This is a genomic window from Paraburkholderia sediminicola (assembly GCF_046030555.1).
In the GTDB taxonomy this organism is placed as follows: Bacteria; Pseudomonadota; Gammaproteobacteria; order Burkholderiales; family Burkholderiaceae; genus Paraburkholderia; species Paraburkholderia sediminicola_E.
The window spans coordinates 147,444-172,672 of record NZ_JAQQCH010000008.1 but is presented as its reverse complement, the minus strand read 5'-3'; the positions used below and the strand labels follow the sequence as shown (position 1 = coordinate 172,672).

The following is a 25,229-nucleotide window of genomic DNA, read 5'->3' as shown; positions in this document are numbered from 1 at the left end:
CGGTTCGATGCGTGGTCAAATCGGCGCACCTCGTCTGCTGGACTGTTATGCCGAAGTGCTATGCGACAACGCGGCACGATGCGGATTTGAAGACGCGGCGTGAACTTGACCGTTAGTTGCGTTATGAGCTGCTGGTAACACGCCCCCACTCCGCAGGCCTCCCAGCACGATTTCCACGACTCTGTAACAATTGCTCCATTCACCGCGTGAACCGCCCTGACTGCCGGACTCAGGCCACGCGCGCTTCACTCCACGCAACCCAGCCGCTGGCGCGCCGCGCTGTCCCTCCGACATGCATGGCGCCTCGGCATGCATAACCCGACGAGCCACGCCTTGTCCGACAAACCCAGCACCACCGGCGGTGCCACGCTCGACCAGACTTTTCCAGTGGACGGCCCGATGTCCGCGGCCAACCGCCGGGCGATGGCCGCGATCATGCTCGCGGTCGCGCTCGCCACGCTCGATACCGCAATCGCCAACACCGCCCTGCCCGCCATCGCCGCGGATCTGCGTGCGGCGCCTGCGGCGTCGGTGTGGATCATCAACGCCTACCAGCTCGCAATGGTCGCGACACTGCTGCCGCTTGCCGCGCTCGGCGACATCGTCGGGCATCGCAAGATTTATATCGGCGGCATTGCGCTTTTCACGCTGGCGTCGCTGGCCTGCTCGCTCGCTTCGACGCTGCCGATGCTGGCCGCCGCACGCGTGCTACAAGGCCTCGGCGCAAGCGCGATCATGAGCGTCAACACGGCGCTGATCCGCTATCTGTATCCGCCGCATCGGCTCGGACGAGGCCTGGGCACGAATGCGCTGATCGTCGGCGTGTCGTTCGCGGTCGGGCCGACGGTGGCGTCGCTGATTCTGTCCGTTGCCGCGTGGCCGTGGCTGTTCGCGGTCAACGTGCCGCTCGGTCTGCTGGCGCTAGGCTTTGCGTGGCCCGCGCTGCCGCACACCGAGCGCGGCACACACAACTTCGACCCGATTGCAGCGCTTCTCAACGTGGTCACTTTCGCCGCGCTGATCTTCGCGCTCGGCGAGGCGGCCCAGCGCGCGCCTACGCAACTGGTGCTGAGCGCGGCGGTGATCGCCGTGGTGTTCGGCGTGTTACTGATTCGCCGTGAAGCCGGTCACCCCGCACCGATGCTACCCGTCGATCTGTTCAAACGGCCGGTGTTTGCGTTGTCGGCGGTGACCGCGGTGTGCTCGTTCGCCGCGCAAGGGCTGGCGTTCGTGTCGCTGCCTTTCTACTTCGAGGATGTGCTGCATCGCAGCCAGGTCGAGACCGGCTTTCTGATGACGCCCTGGCCGGTGGTGGTCGCGTTGGCCGCGCCGCTGGCGGGCAGTCTGTCCGACCGCTATCCGCCGGGCCTGCTCGGTGCGATCGGCCTTGCAGTGATGTCGGCGGGAATGGCGTCGCTGGCGTTGCTGCCGGCACATCCACATGTGCTCGACATCGGCATCCGCATGGCGATTTGCGGCGCGGGCTTCGGCTTCTTCCAGTCACCCAACCTGAAGGCATTGATGGCGAGCGCGCCGCCCGAGCGCAGCGGCGGCGCCAGCGGCATCGTCGCGACTGCGCGGTTGCTCGGGCAGACCACCGGCGCTGCGCTGGTCGCGCTGAGCTTCGGTATCGCCGGCCGGCATGGCCCGACACTCGCGCTCAGTGCAGGCGCGTTCTTCGCCGGCGCGGCAAGCCTTGCGAGCGGACTGCGGCTGTTCGCGCCGTCGCATCGCGCGGGCGTGCACGCGAAAGCGTCGACGGAATAAACAAAACGGGCGCACTGCTGTGGCAGTGCGCCCGTTTTTCCTTCCCGGCATGTCGACCAGGGCGCTTCGATCTCAAGCTTTCGATTCCGCGCCCCATCAATTTCAGCCTTTCAATCCCGGCCTGCCAACTCGGCTGTTCAATCCGGGATTCTCAGCCTCGTTGCTCCGATCGATCAACGCGCGCGAAATACCCCTTCACTGCGGCGATAAACGTATCGATATCCGCACGCGACACATCTTTATGCGTAACGAATCGCGACGCGTACAACATCTGCGTAAGGATGCCGCGCTCCTTGAGCCACGCTTCGAGCGGCACACAATCCTGCTGCGGAAACTGTGCGAATACCATGTTGGTCGCGATTGACTGCACCTTGACCTGGTCGATCGATTCCAGACCGGCGGCCAGATGCGCGGCGTTCGCGTGATCGTCGGCGAGACGTTCGACGTTGTGATCCAGCGCGTACAGGCAAGCCGCCGCCAGCACGCCGGCCTGACGCATGCCGCCGCCCAGCACCTTGCGCCAGCGATGCGCCACCTCGACCAGCGCCTGGCTGCCGACCAATACCGAGCCGACCGGCGCGCCCAAACCCTTTGAAAAACAGATCGAGACCGAATCGAACGGTCCGCACAGCGCGGCAACCGGCTTGCCCGAGGCAACCGCCGCGTTGTAAACCCGTGCGCCATCGAGGTGAGCCGACAAGCCGCGCTGACGCGCCAACTGCACCGCCTCGTCGACGTAACCCGCCGGCAGCACCTTGCCGCCGATGGTATTTTCCAGCGCCAGCAGCCGCGTGCGGGCGAAGTGGTTGTCGATCGGCTTGATCGCGGCGGCGATCTTCTCGAGCGGGATCGAACCGTCGGCGGCGTTCTCGAGCGGCTGCGGCTGGATGCTGCCGAGTACCGCCGCGCCGCCGCCTTCGTACTTATAGGTGTGCGCCAACTGGCCGACGATGTATTCGTCGCCGCGCGCGCAATGCGCCATCAACGCCGCCAGATTGCTCTGCGTGCCGCTCGGGAAGAAGAGACCCGCTTCCTTGCCGGCGCGCTCCGCGACCGTTGCCTGCAGACGCAGCACGGTTGGGTCGTCGCCCCAGACGTCGTCGCCCACTTCGGCGGCCGACATTGCCGCGAGCATGGCCGGAGTCGGACGGGTTACGGTGTCGCTGCGCAAATCGATCATGATCAAAGCCTTATGTGTCTCTGTTTGTCTACGCTACGTATGGATTCGTGCCGCCCGGCTCAACCGCCAGACTTCGACAGCCACGCAAGCGGATCGACCGGCTGGCCGTTCTGGCGAACTTCGAACTGGATCGACGCCACGCCCCGGCTATCCACGCCGACTTCGCCGATCGTCTGCCCTTGTGCGACCGCGTCGCCTTCCTTGACCAGCAGCGTGCTGTTCTGCCCGTAGGCGGTAATCAGCGAGTCGTCGTGCTTGATGATGATGAGCGGACCGTACGCCTCGATACCCGTGCCCGCGTAAACCACCCGGCCGGTCGCGGCGGCCTTGACCGGATCGCCCGGGTGGCCGCCGATCACAATGCCGTTCGACTTGCCGGGCACAAAGGTTTTCAGCACGGGACCACGCAACGGCCATAGCAGCACGCCTTGTTGCGGAACACCAGCGGCACCGGGCGCGCCAGGCGTCGCGGCCGAACCATTCTGACCGGCAACATTGACCGGCGGTGTCACCACACTACCCGACGCCATGGGCGGCGCCACCCGTAGCACCTGCCCCGGATTGACCGCCGAATTCGACGCGAGGCCGTTCCATGCGGCAATCTCCTGCGGCCTGCGGCCGTACGCCGACGCGATGGCCGCCAGCGTGTCACCCGGATTGGCGCGATAGTAACCGGCTGGCACAGGGACCGTGCCAAGGGTGGTCGGGTGGGACGGCGCGCTGCTGTAGAACGGCGTGCTGTCCCACGGCATCGACGTACAGCCGCTGATCATCACGCCGAATGTGGCTGCGATCAGCAACCGGGTCGCCGTGAATTGCCATTGTCTTGTCATGTGATTTTCCTCGACATTTGATTCAATCGGATTCAACCAGCCCGAAGCATTTGCCGTGCCGCTCGGCGCGCTCGCCGCGACGCCTATCCATTATGCCGCCGTGTGCATCGGCAATGGTCTCGGCACGGCATCGGCCTGCGAATCGTCAAACACTGCCCTCAGCCTCTATCACCAGAATGCGCGCGACACCAATCGGATGCGCGACATGTTCGGTGCCCACCGACGCGTAGAACACATCGCCCGTTTCCAGAATGGCCGACTGTTCGACACCGCCTTCGCGATATCGCATCTCCACGCGGCCGTCGAGCACGGCGAACACTTCCTCGCCGTCGTTGACATGCCATTTGTACGGCTGATCGGTCCAATGCAGGCGCGTCGTGATGCCGCGCATGTTGGCGATATCGAGCGCGCCCCACGGACGCGTGGCGGTGAAACTCTTGCTGCGAATGATCTTCATGGTGAATAGCCGGTTGAGAAGCAGACGCTGCCGGCGCGTTATCCGTGCCGCATACCGAACCTCCCGGCCCGGCAGGATCCCACGTTTCGACTGGCCCCATTATAGGTGCTGCGGCAGGCACGACCGCTGGCACGAGATCGCTCGGGCACATTCGTGTGATTATTGAATCCTTTCAACCCTCGCCTATACTCAGTCATGCTGCCGGGACGCACCGTACGCAAAACGCCTGGATCCTGCGAGGAGTTGGGGATGAACAAAGCCACGTTTCTGGCCGTGCAACTCAACGTCGACGATATCGCGGCGTCGCCCGGTCTGGTCGAGTTGCTGAACACGCACCTGGTTTTCGCGGCAGACGTCGCCGAAGCCGCCGACGCCCTGGTCCAGCTGGCCAGTATCGCGGGATTGGCGAGTGGCGTCGAAGCCAGCGTCGAGATTCCCGCTCTGGCGATCGAACGGCTGCGCGAGGCGCTCGACAATCTCAGCGGTTACGACGAATCCTGGTTGCTTGCCCTGGAACCCAGCCGCGCGTTGTTCGATGAAATAAGCCGCCGGCACCGCACGCTGCATTAAAGCCGCGCTCGCGCAAACGCATCCGCACTGCTGCGCACCCCCGGCGTCCATCCACTGGCGCCGCCGGTCCGCCACTTTTCGCTCACCGCTCGAACCGCCAGATTGTCCGGCATGCTTGACCGTCGGCGCCGTCTGAAGGTTTCGGGCGAGTCAACCGGAGGAACCGCCGTGAAAAGTCTCCTGAACCGCCGCAGCGTGCTGGCAGGCCCATCGCATCTCGTGCAGGTTGCACGAGAGAACGCTGCCAATCCCGTCTCGCCCGACGACAGCGAGGACGCGGCGCTGGCCGCGGCGGCCGACGTCACGCCCGCTGCCACGGCTGCGCCCATCCCAGCCGCTGAGCCGGCGCGGCCGGTGACGACATTGCGGCCGGTGCCAGTGGTGCCCTCCCAGGTCAGCGCGCGCGGCGTGCAGATGGCCGACACCGCGGAAATCGAATGGCTCGCTGAAGAAGAAGCGCTGACGCCGTTCCGCGTGTTCCGCAGCTTCGCCTATTCGGTGAGCCTGCTTTTTCACGCGAAGGAACTGGCGTACTACGTCGCGCTGTATCAGGACGGCTCGCTGTGGCGCGCGCTCAAAGCCGCCGATCTCGAAGCCGCCGAAACGGCCTTCCATCACTTCGAGGAACAGGCGACACGGCTCTCGGACGGCGAAACGCGCCGCGCGCAACTTGAGGCGCAAAACGAACAGCTTGCGCGTATGATCGCGCGCTCCGAGGCGCAGGCCGAGCGGCTGCGCACGGATCTGCAACGGCGCGGCGCGCAGGAACAGACGGTGTCGAACCGTCAACATCAGTTGCACAAGGAGGTGTCGCAACTGGAAGCGCAACGCGTGGCCGCGCAGGCGCATCTGAACAAGGCGCATCGGCAGATTCATCAGCTAAACCTGACTAGCAACGAAGGGATTCCGCATTTGCCGAATCGTTGATTCGTTGAATCGCAGCCTGAAATCGAACTGACGGCTGATCTGCGCCTAAACGACAAAACGCCGCCCGGCAATCCGGTCGGCGTTTTTTTATTACCCGCTACCTGTCAGCCAGGCGGCGTTTGCATCAGCTTCAGCGTGAATTAGTTGCCGAAGTAAACCGAGTTACGGTCGTTACCGCTCACCGGACGGCCGGCTTGCGAGGTGCCGGCGATCGGCGAACCGTAGCCGCTGTTCACAGCTTGAGCGGTGCCGTTCTGTGCATCGACACGTGCTTGTGCGGCCTGAATGTTAGCCGGGTAGTTGATCTGGTCGCCGATCGGGTTGTAGCCGGCCTTTTCGAGTTGCACGAGTTGGGCGCGGACTTCAGCGCGCGTAACCGGCTGGTTCGATTGAGCAAACGAAGCAACAGGAGCGACCAGAGCGGCGGCGACGACAACTGCAGAGATAAGAGTCTTCATGATGTAAACCTCCAGAACTTGTTTTTAATTCGCTTTGGGCTTGTTATCCCGTAGCGCTTAAGTACAAGTTTAGGAGCGTCGACACCTAGGGGAAACCCCTAAGACGACGAAACTCTATTTCGATTTTCGCAACAGTAAGCGGCTTGGCGCCCCGCCATGCTATTTGCCTGATAGCTTTGAGCAATAATTACCCGTCTCGATTTCAATCGGATCTGCAGCCCGGTGCGCCTTATGCCAAGGGCGCGCTGGGCCGCAGTTCAAACGCCTAGTTCCAGTTCGCGTGGAAGCTACCCGGCTTGTCGATACGCTCGAACGTATGCGCGCCGAAGAAATCGCGCTGTGCCTGCACGAGATTCGCCGGCAGGCGTTCCGAACGATACGCGTCGAAATACGCCACGGCCGACGCGAATGCCGGCACCGGCACGCCCGCATTGATCGCGGCAATCACGACCTCGCGCAACGCCGACTGATAGTTCTTCGCAATGTCGCGGAAGTACGGATCGAGCAGCAGATTGGCGATCGCCTTGTCTTTCGTATAGGCGTCCGTGATCTTCTGCAGGAAGCGGGCGCGGATGATACAGCCGGCGCGGAAAATCTTCGCGATCGTGCCGTAGTCCAGATCCCACTTATATTCTTCCGACGCCGCCCGCAGTTGCGCGAAGCCTTGCGCGTACGAAATCACCTTGCTGAAGTACAGGGCGCGGCGCACCGACTCGATGAACGCGTCGCGCTCCGCGCCGAGCGGCTTGGCCGCCGGCCCTTCCAGCACCTTGCTTGCCGCCACGCGCTGCGTCTTCAGCGACGACAGCACGCGGGCGAACACGGCTTCCGTAATTAGCGGCAGCGGCGCGCCGAGGTCGAGCGCGTTCTGGCTGGTCCACTTGCCCGTGCCCTTCTGCGCCGCGCGATCCAGGATCACGTCGACCAGGTCCTTGCCGGTTTCCTCGTCTTTCTTGCCGAAAATCTTCGAGGTGATTTCGATCAGATAGCTGTCGAGTTCGCCCTGATTCCATTCGGTATAGACCTTGCCCAGCTCTTCGTTCGACAGACCGACGACCTGCTTGAGCACCGCGTAGCTCTCGGCGATCAGCTGCATATCGCCGTATTCGATGCCGTTGTGCACCATCTTCACGAAGTGGCCTGCGCCGTCCGGCCCCATGTACGCAACGCACGGTTCGCCATCTGGCGCCTTGGCGGCGATTTCGGTGAGGATCGGAGCGACCAGGTCATAGGCGTCGCGCTGACCGCCCGGCATGATCGACGGACCTTTCAGCGCGCCTTCTTCGCCGCCCGACACGCCCGTGCCGATGAAATGCAGGCCGGCTTTTGCCAGTTCCTGATTGCGGCGGATGGTATCGGTGAAATGCGTATTGCCGCCGTCGATCAGGATGTCGCCTTTGTCCAGCAGCGGCTTGAGCGACGCGATGGTCGCGTCGGTCGGCTCGCCTGCCTTGACCATCAGAAGAATGCGGCGCGGTTTTTCCAGCGACTCCACGAACTCTTCCAGCGTGAAGGCCGGCACCAGCTTCTTGTCCGGATATTCGGCGATGAGTTCGTCGGTTTTCTCGCGGCTACGATTGAATACCGACACCGCGTGGCCGCGGCTTTCGATGTTGAGCGCCAGATTGCGGCCCATGACCGCCAGCCCCACCACGCCGATTGCCTGTTTGCCCATGTGAATTCTCCAGAGTCCAAAAAATGTCGAGACGCCGCGCCGGAAGAAACGTCGGCGGGACGTCGAGGGTGAAAGGATAAAAGAAATGACGGCTTGGCGCTCGTTGGCGGGCAAGCAGCGGGACTTTCCGCCGCGCGCGGCGCCTCACGCAACCGAACCTCTGTCAGACCCGCGCCACGTCCAGGTGTTTCCTGAAAACCAGACTGAAATTATTCGCCGGCATCGCGATCGGTTCGTCGCACACGAGTCCGACCGATGCGCCTAACGCTACCACGGCCTCCATGTCGCGCACGCCCCACGCAGGGTCGCGGCTGCGCAATTGTTGATCGAACGCGTCGTTGCTCGGTGAAGTTTGCGCGCCGTCCCGTTTGTAAGGACCGTACAGATACAGTACACCGCCATCCACAAGACGGCGGCTCGCGCCGGCGAACAGCGCCTGCGTCGCGCTCCACGGCGAGATGTGAATCATGTTGATACAGACTACGGCGTCGAGCTTATCGAGCGTATCCAGCGTTTGCACGCCCCACTGCGCCTGATGCACGTCGATGGCGAGCGGTGCGCGCACGTTCGCGAGCCCTTCGTGCGCGATCCACCCGGCAATCGACGCACGCGCATTGGCATCGAGATCGCTCGGTTGCCAGTCGAGCCCAGGCATCGCGCCGGCAAAGCAGATGGCGTGCTGGCCCGTGCCGCTCGCGATTTCCAGCACGCGGCCGGTGGCCGGCAGCACCTCGCGCAATACAGCAAGGATCGGTTCGCGATTGCGTTCTGCGGACGGCGAGCGTTGCCGCAACGCCGGATGGGAATCAGTCATGTTCACTTTGTTTCAGTACAGGGCCGTGCGCACGCGTTCGGCAAGTTCACGGTCGTAGGTCGCGGCGTCGAAACTCGCGCCGTTGATGCGCCGATGAATCTCGCCCGCACTCGGCAGGCGCGAACGTTCGACATGATGCGCCGGATCCCACAGTTTCGAGCGCACCAGCGCCTTCGAGCAATGAAAGTACACCGCGTCGACGTCGATCAGCAGCACGGTGCGCGGTAGCTTACCTTCGACGGCGAAACTGTCCAGCAATTGCGGATCGTTGGAAATGCGGCCGCGGCCATTCACACGCAAACTTTCGCCGACGCCCGGAATGATGAACAGCAGCGCCAGATGCGGCTCGGCGATGATATTGCGCAGACTGTCGATGCGATTGTTGCCGATGCGGTCCGGCAGCGCGAGCGTGCGTTCGTCGATCACACGCACGAAGCCCGGTGCGTCGCCGCGCGGTGAACAGTCGAGACCTTCGGGACCGGCGGTGGCGAGCACGACGAAGGGCGCGACTTCGATGAAGGCCCGATAGTCTTCGTTGACGTAGGGAATTTCTTTGCGCACTGCGCGCTCGTGGGGCTGACCGTAGATTGCTTCGAGCTGTTCCGTCGTCGTCAACATCGGCTTACCTTTGTGTGGCGGCTGCTTTAAGTGAGAGCAGTGCCGCGTGGAGCGAGATTCGGACTGGCATTATCGGCGATTTGCACCGGCCGCGCGCGCCTTGGACGACTCGGGCGACCGGCTGGGCGACGGCTCACGCGGCCCTGCTCAGTCCAGCGCAAGTCGGCCCGCCAGCGCGGTCAGCGTGTCGGAACAGGGTGCGATGATTTTCAGCGACAGCAGCGCATCGGCGCGCGTGCGCCCCAGATTGATCGCGACGATCGGCTTACCGAGTTTCTGTGCCCACACGCAGAAGCGGTAGCCCGAATAGACCATCAGCGAGGAACCGACCACCAGCACTGCGTCGGCCGCGTCGAGCGCATGCGAAGCCGCTTCGACATGCTCGCGCGGCACGCTTTCGCCGAAGAACACCACTGCGGGCTTGAGCAAACCGCCACAGTTCGTGCACGCCGGGATGCGAAAAGATTCGAGATCGTGCCACTCCAGATGCGCGTCGCCGTCGGCAGCGGTTTCGGCGGTGGCGTTCAGCAACGCGGGATTGTCGGCTTCGAGCGTCTGCTGGATCGAGGCGCGCGAATGCTGCATTCCACAGTCCAGACACGTCACACCATCAATGCCGCCATGCAGTTCGATCACCTCGCGGCTGCCCGCCCGTTGATGCAAACCGTCGACGTTCTGCGTGACGAGCGTCGGCACATGACCCGCTGCCTCGAGCCGCGCCAGTGCGGTATGCGCGGCATTCGGCTGGGCATCGGCCACCACCGGCCAGCCGACCATGCTGCGGGCCCAATAGCGCTGGCGCATCGCCACCGTGCCGAGAAATTCCTGCAGCGTGATCGGCGGCGAACGCTTCCATTCACCGTTGTCGTCGCGATAGCCTGGAATGCCGGAGTCGGTGCTGATGCCCGCACCGGTCAGCACGAACAGACGCGGATAGCGCTGCACGAAGGTATGCAGGTCGTCCAGCGTGTGCGATTCGTTGAAAGGTTCGATGTGCGCGGGCGGAAGGTCGGTCATGACGGAGACGTGGTATGGCTGTGGCCTAGGCATAAAACCGGAAACGCCGTTCAGCGGCGCGTGCGTGGTTTGCTCTGCCGCGCATGCCACTCGGCGAGCGCTGACTGATAGCGCTCGAGCGCTTCATCGTAGAGATCGAAGACACACGGATTGCAGCCGCTATGACAACAATCGTCGAGGTCGGGCTGCACGGGCGGCACCGGCTGCGGGTCGTCCCTGCGTGTGGCTCGGGGCACGGCGAATGGCTTTTTCGAAGGCGGGAAAGCCTCAGTATAAGTTGATCTCCCGCGATACGCGCGGCGGCGGCGGCGCTCGACCTGAGCTCGCGCCTTCCACCCCCGCCTGGGCCCTTTGCTACAACCCGCTCACGCCCCGAACGCCGTGGCGCCGCGCTCAGCCCCTGCCGACGAACGGCATCTTGCTCGCCATGATGGTCATGAACTGCACATTCGCCGACAGCGGCAATTCCGCCATATGCAGCACCGCGTCGGCGACGTGCTGCACATCCATCAACGGCTCGACCGCGATCTCGCCGTTCGCCTGCGGCACGCCGCGCGCCATCCGCTCGGCCATTTCCGTCGCGGCATTGCCGATGTCGATCTGCCCGCAGACGATGTCGTATTTGCGGCCGTCGAGCGAAACCGCTTTCGTGATGCCGGTAATCGCGTGCTTGGTCGCCGTGTAAGCGATGCTGTTCGGCCGCGGCGCATGCGCGGAAATCGAGCCATTGTTGATGATGCGGCCGCCCCGCGGCGTCTGCGTTTTCATCAGACCGAAGGCGGCACGTGTGCAGAGAAATACGCCGGTGAGATTGGTGTCGACCACCGAGCGCCATTCGTCGATAGCGAGTTCGTCGATATCGACAGGCGAGCTGTTGCGGCCCGCGTTATTGAACAGCACGTCGAGCCGGCCTAGCCGCGCGCGGATCGTGTCGAACAGCGCGGCGACGCTGTCGGCATCTGTCACGTCGCAGGCCACGGCGAGCGCGTCGCCGCCGAGTTGCCGTGCTTCTTCGGCCACGGCATCGAGCGGTGCCTGCCGACGGCCCGCGAGTACGACGCTATAGCCATGTTCCAGCAGCTTGAGCGCACAGGCCCGGCCGATACCACTGCCCGCGCCCGTCACCAGCGCCACTTTCCTGGTTCCCGTTCCTGTCACAGTACGTCTCCTTGTTTCGCAGACTGGCTGCGCGCGACGCACCTGACAGGGCCACACGATCGATCAGATTCGATTGAATTCGATCAATCCAGCGCGCGGTCGTTCGGGTTCGCGAACAGCGACTTCATATCCGCCGAAAGCGGATAGTTCAGGTTGATGCCCTTCGGCGGAATCGGTTGCGTGAACCACTTCTGATACAGGGTGGCCGCCTCGCCCGAGGTTTGCAGCCGCGCGATCACGCCGTCGGCGAGTTTCTTGAAGCCCGGGTCTTCCTTGCGGAACATGCAACCATACACTTCGGACATCGGCGACGTGCCGGTGATCAGATAGTCGTTCGCATCCGCCTCTTTGGCTTTAGCACCATACAACAGCGGATCGTCCATCACAAATGCGACGGCGCGGCCGGTCTTCACGTTGAGGAACGATTCAGCGTGATCTTTCGCGCTGATCAGTCGCATGTTCATGCCCTTCTCATTGTTCATCTGCCGCAGCAGGCGTTCCTCGGACGTGCCCGCGGTCGTCACCACCGTCTTGCCGGCGAGATCGGAAAAGTCCTTCACGCCCGAGCTCTTCTTCACGATCATGCGCACGCCATACTGGAAGAAGCTGTTCGAAAACGCCGCCTGATTATCGCGATCTCTGGTGTGGGTGGTCGAACCGCATTCGATATCGATCGTGCCGTTCTGCACCAGCGGAATCCGGTTTTGCGACGTGATCGGCACTTCCTTCACTTTCAGATTCGGCAGGTTCAGCTCCTTTTTCACCTCGTCGACAATCTTCAAGGCGATCGCCTGCGAGTAGCCGATCACCTGCTGCTGTTCGTCATAGTAGGAGAACGGCACCGACGATTCACGCACGCCAAGCGAAATCACACCGGTTTCGCGGATCTTTTTAAGCGTCGCGCTGGGCTCTTCGGCATGTGCCGTGCCGGTCAGCGTCGAGGCAATAGCGATCGAAGTCAGTGCTGCTACGAGTTTCATGACGTCTCCTTGATTCAGATGTGCCGAAGCGGCGTGTGGTGGTTGAGTGCTTTTGCTTTCTAGTGCGGTGAGTGAATTGCGTTGTGCCTCGCCGTGCAGTGTCGCCTTCACGCCTCACGCTGCCATGCGTAAGCGCCGAGCTCGAGCGGCGGCGTACGGCCCGCGATCGCATCCGCGATCACGCGCGCACTGCCACAAGCCAGCGTAAAGCCCAGTGCGCCGTGCCCGGTGTTGAGCCAAAGGTTGCGATACGGCGTAGCGCCGAGCAGCGGTTTGCTGTCCGGCGTGGCCGGACGATGCCCGCACCATGTCTCGGCAACGGCATAGTCGCCGGCGTCCGGAAAGATTTCCTGCGCGTGGCGCTTGAGCAGGGCAATGCGTCTTTCGCGTTGCGCGACATGCATGCCGGCGATTTCGACCATGCCCGCAATCCGCAGGCGTTCGCCAAGCGGCGCGTACACAACCTTACGATGCAGATCGGTCACGCTGACACGCGGCGCGTGGCCGGGCGCGACCGGGATGGTCAGGCTGTAGCCGGTGAGCGGGTACATCGGCAACCGCACGCCAAGCGTACGCAGCAAAGGCGCGCTGCCGTTACCCAACGCCACCACGAAGGCATCCGCGCGGATTTCGCCTTGCGGCGTGCGTGCCGCCACGGCTTGCCCGCCTTCAATAACGATCGACTCGACCGGCGTCGCGTAGTGAATTGCCACGCCATAGCGCGCCTGCAGCAATCTGGCGAGCGCCACGCCGAAGGTGTAGCAATCGCCCGCTTCTTCAGACGGCGTATGGATGCCTCCGGCCAGCAGCGGCTGCGCGCGCTCGAGCGCGGGCTCCAGCGCGACGCACGCAGCGGCATCGAGCGCGCGCTGGCCGGAACCGGCCGCTGCGAGATACGCCATCTTGCGGCGCGCCGCGTCGAACGCCTGCGCATCGCGATACACAACGAGCTTACCGTTGCGCACGTAATTGAAGTCGATGGCTTCGCGTTGCACCAGATCGTGCAATGCGGTGCGGCTCAACGCACCCAACTGCAGCATTTCAATCGCCGTTTGTCGCGCGCGGCTGCCGCGACATGCGAGCAAAAACGACAGACACCAGCGCCATTGCTGCACATCGAGGCGTGGCACGAAGCGCAAGGCGGAATCGCTTTGCAGCAGCCACGCGGGCAATTGCGGCAAGACCGCAGGATCCGCAAGCGGCGCGACATAGCTGTAGCTCAACTGGCCGCCATTCGCGAAGCTCGTTTCGAGCGCCGCGCCGTCACGGCTTTCGAGAATCGTCACGTCATGGCCGTCGCGCGCCAATTGATAAGCGCTCGTCAATCCCACCACGCCTGCGCCGAGTACACACACCCGCATAGCAATCCACACCCCAGAAGAATCATTGCCCATGAGTGTGGCGCGACGAAATACGCACATCAAATGAGCAGATGCACGGCTCCATAACCCAAGGTTAAGACCTCGAACGGCGGCTTACGCGAACGGCCCGCGCAACACGTTGAGAAACGCGTTGCCAGCTTGCGAGTCCATCCCGCCGTCGCGCCAGAGCGCGAAGACGCCGACCGAGAGCGCGGGCGTCACCGGACGGATCGCAACCGGTTCCGCGCCGCTTTGTGCGGTCAGTTCGTCGAGCAGCACATAGCCGATGCCGCGCGCGGCCAGGGCGCGCGCCACGTACCAGGTCTGCGCTTCGACCGCGGCCACACTTTCGTCGAGCCCCTGTGCTTCCAGCGCATTGCCGATCAGTTCACCAAGCGGATCGCTATTGCCGATGCTGATCCAGTCGCGGGCGAGAAAGGCCGGCAGATCGATCGGCTGCTGTGCGTCGGGATCGTCCGGCGGACCGACGCAAACAATCGCCGTGCGGCCCAGCTCGACCGCGGTAATACCCGGGCGCGCCGGCGGATTCAGCGCGACCGCGAGATCGAGATCGCGCCTGAGCAAGGCGTCGAGCAGCTCTTCGGTATGACGCGTCTGGATTTTCAGCGACACACGCGGATAAGCACGGCGAAAGGCCTGCACCGCCGGCGGAATCAGACTCAAGCCAAGGCTCGGCAAGCAGCCGATGCGCAAATGGCCCTCCGGCTGCAACGCCAGGTTGCGCGCCAGATGGCGAATGCCGTCGAGATTCGCCTGCAGCTTCTGCGATTCCGAGAACAGCAGCTCCGCTTCGCGCGTCGCTTGCAGGCGGCCATGCACACGGTTGAACAGCGCAAAGCCAAGACTGCGCTCGGCTTGTGCGAGCGCCTTGCTGACGGCGGGTTGGGAGACGCAGAGCAGTTCCGCCGCTTTCGAGAGCGACCCCGTGCGCATGATGGCGTGAAAAATTTCGATGTGACGCAAACGCATGGATGCATGGCCGGCAAAACCGGCGAAATAAGCATAGATGGACAGGCGAGCGGCCCTCAGCGCCCGGCGCTCGACGCTCGGCCGGAAAGCAGGGCCATCGCGAAGCATAACGTCTTTCAGCGTGCTTTCATTACTTATGGTTACCTTCCGCAACAGCGTCGAACGATGCATCAATGGTATCGTTTGCTGTTGCGCGTCACGCGCGATTCGAGGCCTTCCCAGGACGGAGGCAGGAAGACAGGAAGCACGCTTTTATGAACGAACTCTCCACGCCGCCGCAGGGCGCCGAGTCCGCGCCGCAGCGCCGCTGGCCGCGCACCGGCTACCCCGCGATGCTCACAGCCACCGCCGCCTGGCACATCTTCGTGCTGGCCGGATGGCTGCTGACGCCCGCCGCGTGGCCGTGGTGGCTGGCCGCGATCTTCGCGAATCACGCTATTTTCACGGTGGCCGGCCTGTTGCCGCGCACCTCGCTGCTGGGGCCGAACTGGACCCGCCTGCCCGCCGGCACGCGCAACGCAGACGCGATCGCACTGACGATCGACGACGGTCCCGACCCGGTCGTCACGCCGCAAGTGCTCGATCTGCTCGACGCATTCAACGTGCGCGCCACCTTTTTCTGTATTGGCGCGAAAGCGCAGCGCTATCCGGATCTCACACGTGAAATCGTCGCGCGCGGCCATACGCTCGAAAACCATTCGCAGGTTCACGTGCACACGTTTTCGATCACGTTTCCAGGCGCACTCACACGCGAGATCGACGCCGCGCAGCGCACCTTCGAGTCATTGAGTGGTGAGCGGCCCATGTTCTTCCGCGCGCCAGCGGGGCTGCGCAACATCTTTCTCGAGCCCGTGCTGCGCAAACTCGATTTGCGACTCGCGGCATGGACGCGGCGCGGCTACGACACACGCGAGCGCGATCCGCAGATGGTGACGCATCGGCTGCTCAACGGCCTTGCGCCGCGCGACATTCTGCTGCTGCACGACGGCAATGCCGCGCTCACCGTCGAGGGCAAACCGTTGATACTCGCCGTGCTGCCACGCGTGATCGACGCGGCCCGCCAGCAGCATTTGCGCTTCGTCACACTGCGTGAAGCACGTATCGACGACTGAACCCGCCACACCTTTCGCGCGGCTCGCTGACATCTTCAGCAAGCCGCGCAAACACTGCCGTTACACGCGGAAATCCGCTGCCATGTCTTCGTCCGTGCGCGCCTCGAGCTCGCCGCTGCGGCAAGCCTTCAGGAATACGTCGTAGTCGCGTTCCACCTGGTTCGCGTAGGTGGCGGCGTAGCCGGCCAGCGATTCCGCGAACTGATCGCCACGGCCGATATACGCGCTGATCTCAATTGCCTGGCCACTCGCCTTGGCATGCGCGCGCGCCATGATCCAGCCGCAGAGTTTCGCGTAACCTTCCAGCAGGTCGGTGTCGAACAACTCGATGTTCGCCGACAGTTTCATATCGCGCAGTTGACGGAAGTAGAAATGGCGCCCTTGCGGGCCGGTAGCCCAGCCAAGGAAGATGTCGCTCGCGGCCTGCAACATACGCTGCCCCTGCACGACGCGTTCGCCTTCGTGCTTGATGGCCGGCGACTTGTAGTGCTGCGCGATCACCGACGGCCGCGCCTCCTTGATTTGCAGGAACAGCGGCTTATCCATGTGATCGACGCTCAACACCACCATGCAGCGCGTGCCCACGCTGCCGACGCCCACCACTTTGAACACAATGTCCTGCACGGTGAAATGGCTCAGCAGTTCACGCCGGTCGTGCGACAGGGTCTTCAGGTACTCGCCCCACATGCGCTCGAGCATCTTGCGCCAGTTGGCCGCCCTGAACGCGTCAGCTTCTTCCGGCGTGAATAGCGTATTCGCACCCAGCACATGGAAGAGTGCCGGCGGCGCATCGCGGATTGTCCAGTGGTCGCCGTCGCGTTCCGCCATTTTCTCCAGCAGATTTTCGTGCGTACGACTCGCAGCCTTTTCCATGCCGCGGCGCACGGTGCGACGACGCTCGGGGGTCAGGGCGGTTTCCGCCATCCGGTCAAAGGTAATACGGTCGTACCATAGTTCGAGTGCGCCGCATTGCGCATATTGCGCCATGCGATCACGGTATTCGCTAACGGCTGTCATCACCAGGTTTTCTGCCGCACCACTGCTCAACCGCATATGCCGCGCAGCGACTACAAGGCTTGCCGTCAAACGTTTCAGGTCCCATTCAAAAGGACCGATCGCGACTTCGTCGAAGTCGTTCAGATCAAATACGAGTTGACGCTCCGGCGTCGCGAATCCGCCGAAATTCATCAGATGGCCGTCGCCGCAAATCGGCATGATGAGGCCGGTGTCGGGAACCTGGCTTAGATCGTGGGCCTGAATGATCGCGGTGCCGCGAAAAAAAGTAAAAGGCGATACGGCCATGCGCCCATAGCGCAGCGGCACCAGATTCGTAATGCGTCCCTCGCTGCTTTGCTTGAGCAACTCGATGGGGTTGCGGTGCAATTCCCCTACCGTACGATGGCTCGAACGTTTCGAATGTTCGCGGGCGGCGCGGCCACGGGCTTCCCGCTCGGCGATGGTGCTGGCTTTCATGCTCTTCTCCGGTTTCTGTGCGAATCCTGACTATCGGTTCTAGAAGACTGCTTCTGCTGGCACGGTACAACGGGACGTCTTATGAAGCGGCTTGCCGGCATTCAGCATCGAATTGCCACGCCGCCACATACGTCGAACTACACAACTGCGTGAGCCTTTACCAACGGTAACCCACACCGCCGAAAATCACATCTGAATCGCGATCATAGCGTGTCACGACGCGATTCCATTCGAGCCGCGCGTCCCAGTGATCGGTCAGGCGATACGAGCCCGCGATCGTGACGAGACCGGAAAACTTCCCGGCGCCCGGGCCCGGCGTCAGGCTGTTTTCGTACTCGTTGATCGCATAGTAAGCGCCCACGCCGAGCCCCAGCGTGACTTTGTCGTTAAGGAACGCACGGGTTGCCCACAACTGGCTGGTGATACCGTCGCGACGCGACGCCTTGCTGCTGCCTTCGTGAAGATAGCCCAGCGTCACATCGAGGTATTTCGCAAGGCCGCGGCGGTATTCAATCGCGCCACCCAGCGCGCTCGGCGAGTGAGTCGAATTAACGACGGTCTGGCCAAGGTACACCGCCACTTCGTTATTGGTGACCTTGTGCGTGCTGCCGCGCGCCCAGTCGCGTGGACCGGGGCTGCCTGGGGCATCGAGCTGATAGCCGACGCCGAACATCACGCTTGTCGCATCCGGCCCGCGTTGCACGTGCACGCGATTCAACTGCAGTTGCGTGATCCACCGGCTCGACGCGTAGTAGGCCGCGCGCACGCTATACACGACACCCCAGCCGTGAGTGTCGGCATAACTTCCGCCTTGCACGGCGGTGGTGGTGTCGAAATAACGGTATGGGCCGACCCCTGCCTGCAGGACGAACTGTGGATTCCCCACGGGAATGCGGCCCCACAACTGGACCATCTGGCCGTCGCGATGATGATCGGGAATGTGTCCTTCATTGAGCCACGTGAAGCTCGCGGCGAAGTATGGCCCGAGCCCCTCCTGGTAGTTGAACGCCCACGTGTAAGTGTTCGTGCTGCCCGCGCGCGAGCCGCCGCCGAATAGCGAAAACTCCTGAGCGTGGATAACGTTGGATGTGAACAGAAGAGAGAAGCCGGCAATACAGGAAGCCGTCGTGACAACGAGCCTACGGCTAACAGCCGAATTCAGATTCCGCATGCAGTTCGCATCTCCGGATGGGCCGCTGTCGCTGCCGGGATTCATGAGGCGACAAGAATCCGGATGGCGGCTTTGAGCGCCGGGATCGGCCGTCGTTACAAATTGTTCGCCATGCTAGCAGAGCGTCCAATGACATGCATTTTGAATAGACCGGCCGCGCATCGACGCCCTCAATAAGCTAGCCCGGAAATATCCCTAACTGGTTGCAGCCGCAACGATCAGCCGCGACGCGGGCAAAATTACCGGAAGCCAATTCGAAGGATTAACCAGTTGGTGAATATTTTCATTTCTACGGGTTGCCGACACTTCAGACATCGCGAATCCAGCCGTTTACCAGTACATACGAAACTTTTGTGGCGCGCGCAAAAAAACTCCTGAAATGGGGCCTGTTCTATCGAACGTTCGTCGCGCTAGGGTAATCGGAGAAAGCATGTTTGTCGTAATTGGCTGGGTGTTGGTAATCGGGTCTGTCATCGGTAGTTTTCTCGGTGTGGGTGGGCATCTGCCCGCGCTCGTTCAGCCGTTTGAATTACTCTGTATTTTCGGCGCGGCGATCGGCGCGTTTGTCGTGAGCAATCCGACTGCCACGCTGAAGAAAACCATCAAGGCGATTCCTTCGTGCTTCAAAAGCGGTGGCTACACGAAAGAGAAATATCTCGAACTCATCGCCCTGCTCTACGAGTTGCTTCAGAAGGCGCGCAAGGAAGGCATGATGTCGCTCGAAACCGACGTCGCGGCACCACAAGAAAGCGTGCTGTTCCAGAAGTATTCGCACGTCCTGGAGGACCATCATCTGCTCGACTTTATCGTCGACTATCTGCGCATGATGTCCGGCGGCAACGTGAACGTGCTCGAAGTGCAGGACCTGATGGACGAAGAGCTGGCCACGCATCACGCGGAAGCATCGGTCGCGGCCAATGCGATTCAGAAAATGGCCGACGGCTTGCCTGCATTCGGCATTGTGGCCGCCGTGATGGGTGTGGTTCATACGATGGGCTCGGTCGGCGCGCCGCCCGCCGTGCTCGGTGAAATGATCGCCGGTGCGCTGGTCGGCACATTCCTCGGCATTCTTCTCGCCTACGGCTTTATTGGCCCTGTCGCCGATCTGCTCAATGCCAAAGGCCGCGCCGAAGCCAAACCTTATCAATGCGTGAAGGCCGTGCTGCTCGCCTCGCTGTCCGGCTATGCACCGCCGATTGCCGTCGAATTCGGCCGCAAGGTATTGTTCACCGCCGACCGTCCGAGTTTTCAGGAACTCGACGACGCCGTGCGCGCCACCAAGATGCCGAAATCGGCCTGAAGCGGAGCGGCATCATGAGTGAAAGAAAGTCGAGTTCGCCGCAGCAAGGCGAAATACCCGCGGCCGTGATCGTGCGCCGCTCGAGAAAGGGCGAGGATCATGGCGGTCATCACGGCGGTGCATGGAAGATCGCTTACGCCGATTTCGTCACCGCGATGATGGCGTTTTTCCTGCTGATGTGGCTGCTCGGTTCGACGTCGAAGTACGACAAGCAGGGCATCGAGGACTATTTCAACACCCCGCTGTCGAGCCTGCTCGGCGGCAGCGAAGGCACGGCTGCCGCGCGTCCGAGCGTCGTGCAGGGCGGCGGCCGCGACATCTCCGACTCCCGGCCCGGTGTCGGCAAGAAGAGCCAGACCGAGCCGACGCCGCCGTCCGTGGCCCCAACGGCCATCGCCCCCTCGGATGCGGCGCGGCTCCAGCAACTGAAAGAAAAGCTCACCGCGTTGATCGAACAGAGCCCGGCGTTAAAGGCCTTCAAGGACCAGATTCGTATTTCGATCACCAATGAAGGCTTGCGCATCGAGATCGTCGACTCGCAGAACCGGCCGATGTTTTCGTCCGGCAGTCCGAAGCTGCAGCCTTACGCCGTGACGATCCTGACGCAAATCGGCGCCGCGCTTAATGACGTGGAGAACCGCATTTCGATTGCCGGCCATACCGATGCGGTGCCCTACACGGCGGGACCGGAAGGCTACTCGAACTGGGAATTGTCGTCAGAGCGAGCTAATGCCGCGCGCCGCGCGTTAGTGGCCGGCGGCATGCACGGCGAGAAGTTGCTGCAGGTGCGCGGACTCGCCGACGTGTTGCCCCTGAACAGCAATGTCGCCGACGAACCGACCAATCGGCGCATCAGTATCCTCGTGCTGAATAAGGCAGCGGAACTCGCGTTCTTTCACGACGGTGGTCGTACCGCGATCGATGAAACTTCGCCTGCGAGTTCGGCTATTCCCGAGGTTATTGGGCGTTTGCAGCCGGTTAGTGTTTCGCGCAGCACGCCGTAGTGTTTTTTGTCTGTCTGGATTGGTTTTGGTGTCGGCTGTTTACCTGCGGTTTTGGCTTTTTCTTGATCTGGCTTTCCTGGTCTTTGGTCTTTGGTCTTTGGTCTTTGGCCTCTGGTCTTTGGCCTTTCCTTGAATTGTTATTGGTTTATTAGCGTCGCCCCTGTGCGGGGCAGGCACCTACTTTTCTTTGCCTGCTGCAAAGAAAAGTAGGCAAAAGAAAGCAGCTCAAACCGCTAATTCTTAAGCGGGTCCCCTGGCTCGGAAGGGGTAGTGGCACATCTGGAATCCGTGCTCTCGCAAATTCTGCCTCGGTGACAAAGCCGTCATGCTTCCAGCGACGCTGCGCGCGCCGAAGAGCACTTCTCAGAACCAATCGCGGCGTTTCACGTTCACGTTCCATTCTGCATTTCGCCGAGGCGAAGCCGATGGCCCCCACCCCGCCCAAACGAAGCTATCGGTTTGAATAATGAACCCTTCCGGCGAGCACGTAGTGCGAGGCGGGAAGCATGACTGCATTGTCACAAGCGTTGAATGTGCGGGGGCACAGATTCCAGATGCACCACTACCGTGGCTGCGCGGGGGATCCGCTTAAGAATTAGCGGTTTGAGCCGCTTTCTCTTGCTTACTTCTCTTTGCGGCAGGCAAAGAGAAGTAAGTGCCTGCCCCGCACAGGGGCGACGCTAATAAACCACTAAGAATTCAAGGAAAGGCCAACGCCATAGGCAATCCGACAAGAAGGCAAAGAAAGGCGGAGAAAGGCAAAGAAAAAGGCCAACACCGCAGGCACCCAATCCCCCACAGCGCCAGCCATTCAACCAAAGACCTCAAACAGCCGCGACACCCCTCTGCGGCGACAAAACCGACACAACAAAACTAACCAAAACATTGGCGGCCAACGCAATCAACCCAATATAAAGCGGATACGTGGCATCGCCAATATGCAGAGCAAACACCGGCTTAAGCCCCTGCGAAATAGCCAACCCGGTCCCCAACACAATCCCGACCAGCCATCCAAGAAACAACCCCGGCGTGTTCAACCGCCGCGTATACAAAGAAAACACAATAGCCGGGAAAATCTGCAAAATCCAAACCCCACCCAGCAACTGCAAATCAATCGCATACTGCGTCGGCAAAAACACAATGAACAACAGCGCGCCGAACTTCACAACCAGTGAAGCGATCTTCGCAGTCGTTGCCTCCGCCTCAGGCGTGATATTCGGCGAAACGAGCGGACGCCACAAATTCCGCGTGAACAGATTGGCCGCCCCAATCGACATGATCGCAGCAGGTACCAACGCGCTAATCGCAATTGCCGCAGCCGCAAAGCCGACGAACCACGACGGGAACAGCGTATTGAACAGCGCCGGCACCATGTCCGACGCCGACTTCACATGCACACCCGCTGCAATCGCCATATAGCCGAGCAACGCAATCAGCCCCAGCAACAGCGTATACGCCGGCAGAAAAATCGCATTCTTGCGCACCGTGTTCGCCGACGAGGACGACAAGACCGCGGTCATCGTATGCGGATACATGAAGGCCGCCAGCGCCGAACCCAAAGCAAGCGATGCATACGCGGTGAACTGCGTCGGCTTCAGGATGATCCCGGTTGCACCGCCCTTGGCCTTGAAATACGTGTCAGCCGCATCGAACACATGCGCATAGCCGCCGAGCTTCGCAGGAATCAACCACACAGCCGCGATCACGACGATGTAGATCATGATGTCCTTCACGAACGCAATCATCGCCGGCGCCCGCAAGCCGCTTGCATAGGTGTACAACGCAAGAATCACGAAGGCGACAATCAGCGGCATTTCGCCGGTCACGCCGAGCCCCTTGATCACCACCTGCATGCCAACCAGCTGCAGCGCGATATACGGCATCGTCGCGACAATACCGGTGATCGCAACCGCAGCAGGAAACCACTTGCCGCCGTATTCACCCTGCACGTAGTCCGCCGCCGTGATGTGGTTCTTCGCATGAGCGATCTTCCACAGCTTCGGCATCACCGCGAACACGAACGGATAGACAATGATCGTGTACGGCAACGCAAAGAAGCCATACGCGCCCACCGAATACACCAGCGCGGGCACAGCGATCACGGTATAGGCGGTATAGAAGTCGCCGCCCACGAGGAACCACGAAATCACCGTGCCGAACTGGCGGCCACCCAGGCCCCACTCGTGCAATTGCGTCAGGTCGCCCCGCTTCCAGCGCGCGGCAAAAAACCCGATCACGGTGACGAGAACAAAGAACGCGATAAAGACGGTCATCGCGACCGGGTTCACAGGATTGACGTCGCTCATTTGACACCTCGGTACACGACGTAAATCAGTAGCGAGGTCAACGGAACCCACAAGAACTGATACCAGTAAAAGAACGGGAAGCCAGCGAACGAGGGACGTGTGTCGTTATAAAACGGCAACCACAGCAACGCGATGTACGGGATCAGCAAGATAAGCCATAGCCATGAACGGCCGGCAGATTGGGAGGTCTCCACAAACTTCTCCTAAGTCTATTATTGAAACCGCGCGCCATGACTTGTGGTCGGGCATGCGGAAAACCGGTTACCTGATATTAGACGGCAAAACCGGAGTTTGCTTTTTGCACGGCGCGAGAGTGCGGCCACCCATACAACCCGGCGAATCGAACGTTCATACGAATGAGCAACGGTCTCGGCGCACGTCATGCACGGGTCGTGCAGATGCCCGCGCGTAGCGAAGACAAGCGCCCTCACCTTGCGACAGTACGCACGCTGGCATTGGAACCGGGTTCATATGTCTCCTGCCTGCTTATAAAAATGCCGGGGCGGCCCGGACACCGCGACGTCGCACGCCGGAGCGCGCGATACCTCGCGGGGATGTAGTATTCGCCTTCGTGAGCGTCCTCACAAGCGCGCAACTACGTAAGCCGGCTACGTACTACCACGTAGCCCATCGGTCGTCCTTTCAACGATGAAACTCAAAGCAAAGATTGTCCTGCTGGCGATCGTGCCCTTCCTGGTGGCCATCGCCAGCATTGAAATCGGCGTACGCCAGGAAGCCACGGCGCTCGCCGAAACGCAGCACGCGACCACTCAGGCCGCGTATATGGCCAGCAAGGAAATCGAGCTCAAACACTACGTCGAGCTTGCGACCACGGCGATCGCGCCGCTCTACAATGCCGGCCACGACAACGCACGCGACGATGCGATGCTGCGTACCCGCGCGCTCGATATCCTCGGAAAAATGGATTTCGGCAAGGACGGCTATTTCTTCGTCTACGACATGCACGGCCGTTCGCTGATGCATCCGCGTGAGCCCGACCTCGTGGGACGCGACCTATGGGCGCTGCGCGATCCGCAGGGCATCCTGACGATCCAGCAACTGCTCGCCGCAGCCTCGCGCGGCGGTGGTTACGTGCGTTACGTGTGGCATCGTCCGTCGACGGGCAAGCTCGCATCGAAACTCGGCTACGTAGTGCCGCTCGAACGCTGGGGCTGGATGATCGGCACCGGCATCTATCTCGACGATGTCGACGCGACGCTCGCGCACATCGATCAGGGCGCGGCGGCCAACATCGATCGGACGATGCAATGGATCGACGGCATCGCCGTGGCCGGACTCGCCGTGATCGCATTGTGCGCACTGGTTCTCAACGTCACCGAATATCGCAGCGCTGACGTAAAACTGAAGCGGCTCGCGCAGCAGGTAGTCGACTCTCAGGAAAGTGAGCGGGCTCGCCTGTCGCGTGAATTGCACGACGGTATCAGCCAGATGATGGTTTCCGTGAAGTTGCTGCTCGAATCAGCGTTGGCGCGTTTCGAACGCAGCGACGTGCGTGTACCCGCTGCGGAAGCCGCGCTAACAACCAGCGTCGCACGCATCGGCGATACCTTGCGTGAAGTACGCCGCATTTCTCACGCGCTGCGTCCGTCAATGCTCGATGACCTCGGGGTAGCCGCCGCACTGGAGCAACTCACGCGCGAGTTGAGCGACGAGTCGGGTATCCAGATCGGCTTCACGCAGATCGCACACACCAATGCGGTGTCTTTGCCGGAGGCGGTCAACACCGTGCTGTTCCGTATTGCTCAGGAGGCGCTGACGAATATCGTGCGGCACGCACACGCGTCCAGCGCGGCGCTATCGCTGGAGGTGTCGAACGACGCCGTCACGCTGACGATCTCTGACAACGGGCGCGGTTTCGACGTGGCGCACGCGCTCGTCAATCCACGCGCGGGCGTGGGCCTGCGCAATATGCGCGAGCGGCTGGAGGCACTGGGCGGCAAGCTGTCGCTTAGCTCGCAAGCCGGTCACACGATCGTGACGGCGCGCGTGCCCGTTGTTGCATCTGCGAATCAATCGTCGGCCTTGCAGGAAATCTGA

The 25,229-nt window shown here is 61.9% G+C and carries 24 protein-coding genes; 7 read left to right on the top strand and 17 right to left on the bottom strand.

The window, feature by feature from the left end; genetic code table 11:
• The first annotated feature begins 399 nt into the window (after positions 1-399).
• Positions 400-1,767 carry an MFS transporter gene (locus PQQ52_RS14250; protein WP_408212267.1) on the top strand — a complete coding sequence of 456 codons (1,368 nt, stop codon included), beginning with the start codon at positions 400-402 and terminating at the stop codon, positions 1,765-1,767.
• 151 nt (positions 1,768-1,918) lie between these two features.
• Here the strand turns inward: PQQ52_RS14250 and ltaE are convergent, their stop codons facing one another.
• From ltaE to PQQ52_RS14235, 3 genes are all read right to left on the bottom strand, one after another.
• Positions 1,919-2,947 carry a low-specificity L-threonine aldolase gene (gene ltaE, locus PQQ52_RS14245; protein WP_408212025.1) on the bottom strand — a complete coding sequence of 343 codons (1,029 nt, stop codon included), beginning with the start codon at positions 2,945-2,947 and terminating at the stop codon, positions 1,919-1,921.
• 59 nt (positions 2,948-3,006) lie between these two features.
• The gene (locus tag PQQ52_RS14240) at positions 3,007-3,780 is read right to left on the bottom strand and encodes a peptidoglycan DD-metalloendopeptidase family protein (RefSeq protein WP_408212022.1); all 774 of its coding nucleotides are present in this window, start codon (positions 3,778-3,780) and stop codon (positions 3,007-3,009) included.
• A 145-nt stretch (positions 3,781-3,925) separates the two neighbouring features.
• Entirely contained in the window at positions 3,926-4,237 is a 312-nt protein-coding gene (locus PQQ52_RS14235) for a cupin domain-containing protein (protein WP_408212019.1), read from the bottom strand.
• Positions 4,238-4,486: 249 nt separating this feature from the next.
• Here PQQ52_RS14235 and PQQ52_RS14230 point away from each other — a divergent pair, with 249 nt between their 5' ends.
• On the top strand, positions 4,487-4,807 hold the full coding sequence (locus PQQ52_RS14230; RefSeq protein ID WP_408212016.1) for a hypothetical protein: 321 nt from the start codon (positions 4,487-4,489) through the stop codon (positions 4,805-4,807).
• 168 nt (positions 4,808-4,975) lie between these two features.
• Positions 4,976-5,734, top strand: coding sequence for a DUF2968 domain-containing protein (locus tag PQQ52_RS14225; protein WP_408212013.1), 759 nt, complete (start codon positions 4,976-4,978; stop codon positions 5,732-5,734).
• Positions 5,735-5,874: 140 nt separating this feature from the next.
• Here PQQ52_RS14225 and PQQ52_RS14220 read toward each other — a convergent pair whose 3' ends face one another.
• The 10 genes from PQQ52_RS14220 to PQQ52_RS14175 all read right to left on the bottom strand — a co-directional run bounded on the left by PQQ52_RS14220 (position 5,875) and on the right by PQQ52_RS14175 (position 14,805).
• Positions 5,875-6,192, bottom strand: coding sequence for a DUF4148 domain-containing protein (locus PQQ52_RS14220; RefSeq protein ID WP_408212010.1), 318 nt, complete (start codon positions 6,190-6,192; stop codon positions 5,875-5,877).
• A 265-nt stretch (positions 6,193-6,457) separates the two neighbouring features.
• Positions 6,458-7,867 (bottom strand): NADP-dependent phosphogluconate dehydrogenase, encoded by a 1,410-nt coding sequence (gene gnd / locus PQQ52_RS14215; RefSeq protein ID WP_408212007.1) that lies wholly within the window; start codon positions 7,865-7,867, stop codon positions 6,458-6,460.
• A gap of 163 nt (positions 7,868-8,030) precedes the next feature.
• The gene (locus PQQ52_RS14210; protein WP_408212004.1) at positions 8,031-8,681 is read right to left on the bottom strand and encodes a DUF938 domain-containing protein; all 651 of its coding nucleotides are present in this window, start codon (positions 8,679-8,681) and stop codon (positions 8,031-8,033) included.
• 12 nt (positions 8,682-8,693) lie between these two features.
• Complete coding sequence (locus PQQ52_RS14205) at positions 8,694-9,299, bottom strand: pyridoxamine 5'-phosphate oxidase family protein (protein ID WP_408212002.1); 606 nt, start codon at positions 9,297-9,299, stop codon at positions 8,694-8,696.
• Between the two features lie 147 nt (positions 9,300-9,446).
• The gene (locus tag PQQ52_RS14200) at positions 9,447-10,316 is read right to left on the bottom strand and encodes an NAD-dependent protein deacetylase (RefSeq protein ID WP_408211999.1); all 870 of its coding nucleotides are present in this window, start codon (positions 10,314-10,316) and stop codon (positions 9,447-9,449) included.
• 50 nt (positions 10,317-10,366) lie between these two features.
• Positions 10,367-10,552 (bottom strand): oxidoreductase-like domain-containing protein, encoded by a 186-nt coding sequence (locus PQQ52_RS14195; RefSeq protein WP_408211997.1) that lies wholly within the window; start codon positions 10,550-10,552, stop codon positions 10,367-10,369.
• A gap of 157 nt (positions 10,553-10,709) precedes the next feature.
• On the bottom strand, positions 10,710-11,474 hold the full coding sequence (locus PQQ52_RS14190; protein WP_408211994.1) for an SDR family oxidoreductase: 765 nt from the start codon (positions 11,472-11,474) through the stop codon (positions 10,710-10,712).
• An 83-nt stretch (positions 11,475-11,557) separates the two neighbouring features.
• Complete coding sequence (locus PQQ52_RS14185) at positions 11,558-12,454, bottom strand: glutamate/aspartate ABC transporter substrate-binding protein (protein WP_408211991.1); 897 nt, start codon at positions 12,452-12,454, stop codon at positions 11,558-11,560.
• Between the two features lie 107 nt (positions 12,455-12,561).
• Positions 12,562-13,815 carry a D-amino acid dehydrogenase gene (locus PQQ52_RS14180; RefSeq protein ID WP_408212265.1) on the bottom strand — a complete coding sequence of 418 codons (1,254 nt, stop codon included), beginning with the start codon at positions 13,813-13,815 and terminating at the stop codon, positions 12,562-12,564.
• Between the two features lie 114 nt (positions 13,816-13,929).
• Positions 13,930-14,805 (bottom strand): LysR family transcriptional regulator, encoded by an 876-nt coding sequence (locus tag PQQ52_RS14175; RefSeq protein WP_408212263.1) that lies wholly within the window; start codon positions 14,803-14,805, stop codon positions 13,930-13,932.
• 254 nt (positions 14,806-15,059) lie between these two features.
• Between PQQ52_RS14175 and PQQ52_RS14170 the strand changes: the two genes are divergently transcribed.
• Positions 15,060-15,917 (top strand): polysaccharide deacetylase family protein, encoded by an 858-nt coding sequence (locus tag PQQ52_RS14170; protein ID WP_408211988.1) that lies wholly within the window; start codon positions 15,060-15,062, stop codon positions 15,915-15,917.
• A gap of 60 nt (positions 15,918-15,977) precedes the next feature.
• On the opposite strand, the gene PQQ52_RS14165 is transcribed toward PQQ52_RS14170, so the two are convergent.
• Positions 15,978-17,390, bottom strand: a complete 1,413-nt coding sequence (locus tag PQQ52_RS14165; RefSeq protein ID WP_408211985.1) for a DUF2252 domain-containing protein — start codon at positions 17,388-17,390, stop codon at positions 15,978-15,980.
• Positions 17,391-17,547: 157 nt separating this feature from the next.
• Entirely contained in the window at positions 17,548-18,561 is a 1,014-nt protein-coding gene (locus PQQ52_RS14160; protein WP_408211982.1) for a hypothetical protein, read from the bottom strand.
• 430 nt (positions 18,562-18,991) lie between these two features.
• On the opposite strand from PQQ52_RS14160, the gene motA reads away from it, so the two are divergent.
• Positions 18,992-19,861 (top strand): flagellar motor stator protein MotA, encoded by an 870-nt coding sequence (motA, locus tag PQQ52_RS14155; protein ID WP_408211980.1) that lies wholly within the window; start codon positions 18,992-18,994, stop codon positions 19,859-19,861.
• 14 nt (positions 19,862-19,875) lie between these two features.
• The gene (gene motB / locus PQQ52_RS14150; protein ID WP_408211977.1) at positions 19,876-20,865 is read left to right on the top strand and encodes a flagellar motor protein MotB; all 990 of its coding nucleotides are present in this window, start codon (positions 19,876-19,878) and stop codon (positions 20,863-20,865) included.
• An 824-nt stretch (positions 20,866-21,689) separates the two neighbouring features.
• Here the strand turns inward: motB and mctP are convergent.
• Together mctP and PQQ52_RS14140 are read right to left on the bottom strand one after the other, a co-directional pair.
• A complete protein-coding gene (gene mctP, locus PQQ52_RS14145; protein WP_408211976.1) occupies positions 21,690-23,171 on the bottom strand; it encodes a monocarboxylate uptake permease MctP in 1,482 nt (493 codons plus the stop codon).
• A complete protein-coding gene (locus PQQ52_RS14140) occupies positions 23,168-23,365 on the bottom strand; it encodes a DUF3311 domain-containing protein (RefSeq protein ID WP_093634922.1) in 198 nt (65 codons plus the stop codon). Before PQQ52_RS14140 ends, mctP begins: the two co-directional genes overlap by 4 nt.
• Positions 23,366-23,819: 454 nt before the next feature.
• Here PQQ52_RS14140 and PQQ52_RS14135 point away from each other — a divergent pair, with 454 nt between their 5' ends.
• A complete protein-coding gene (locus PQQ52_RS14135; protein ID WP_408211973.1) occupies positions 23,820-25,229 on the top strand; it encodes a cache domain-containing protein in 1,410 nt (469 codons plus the stop codon).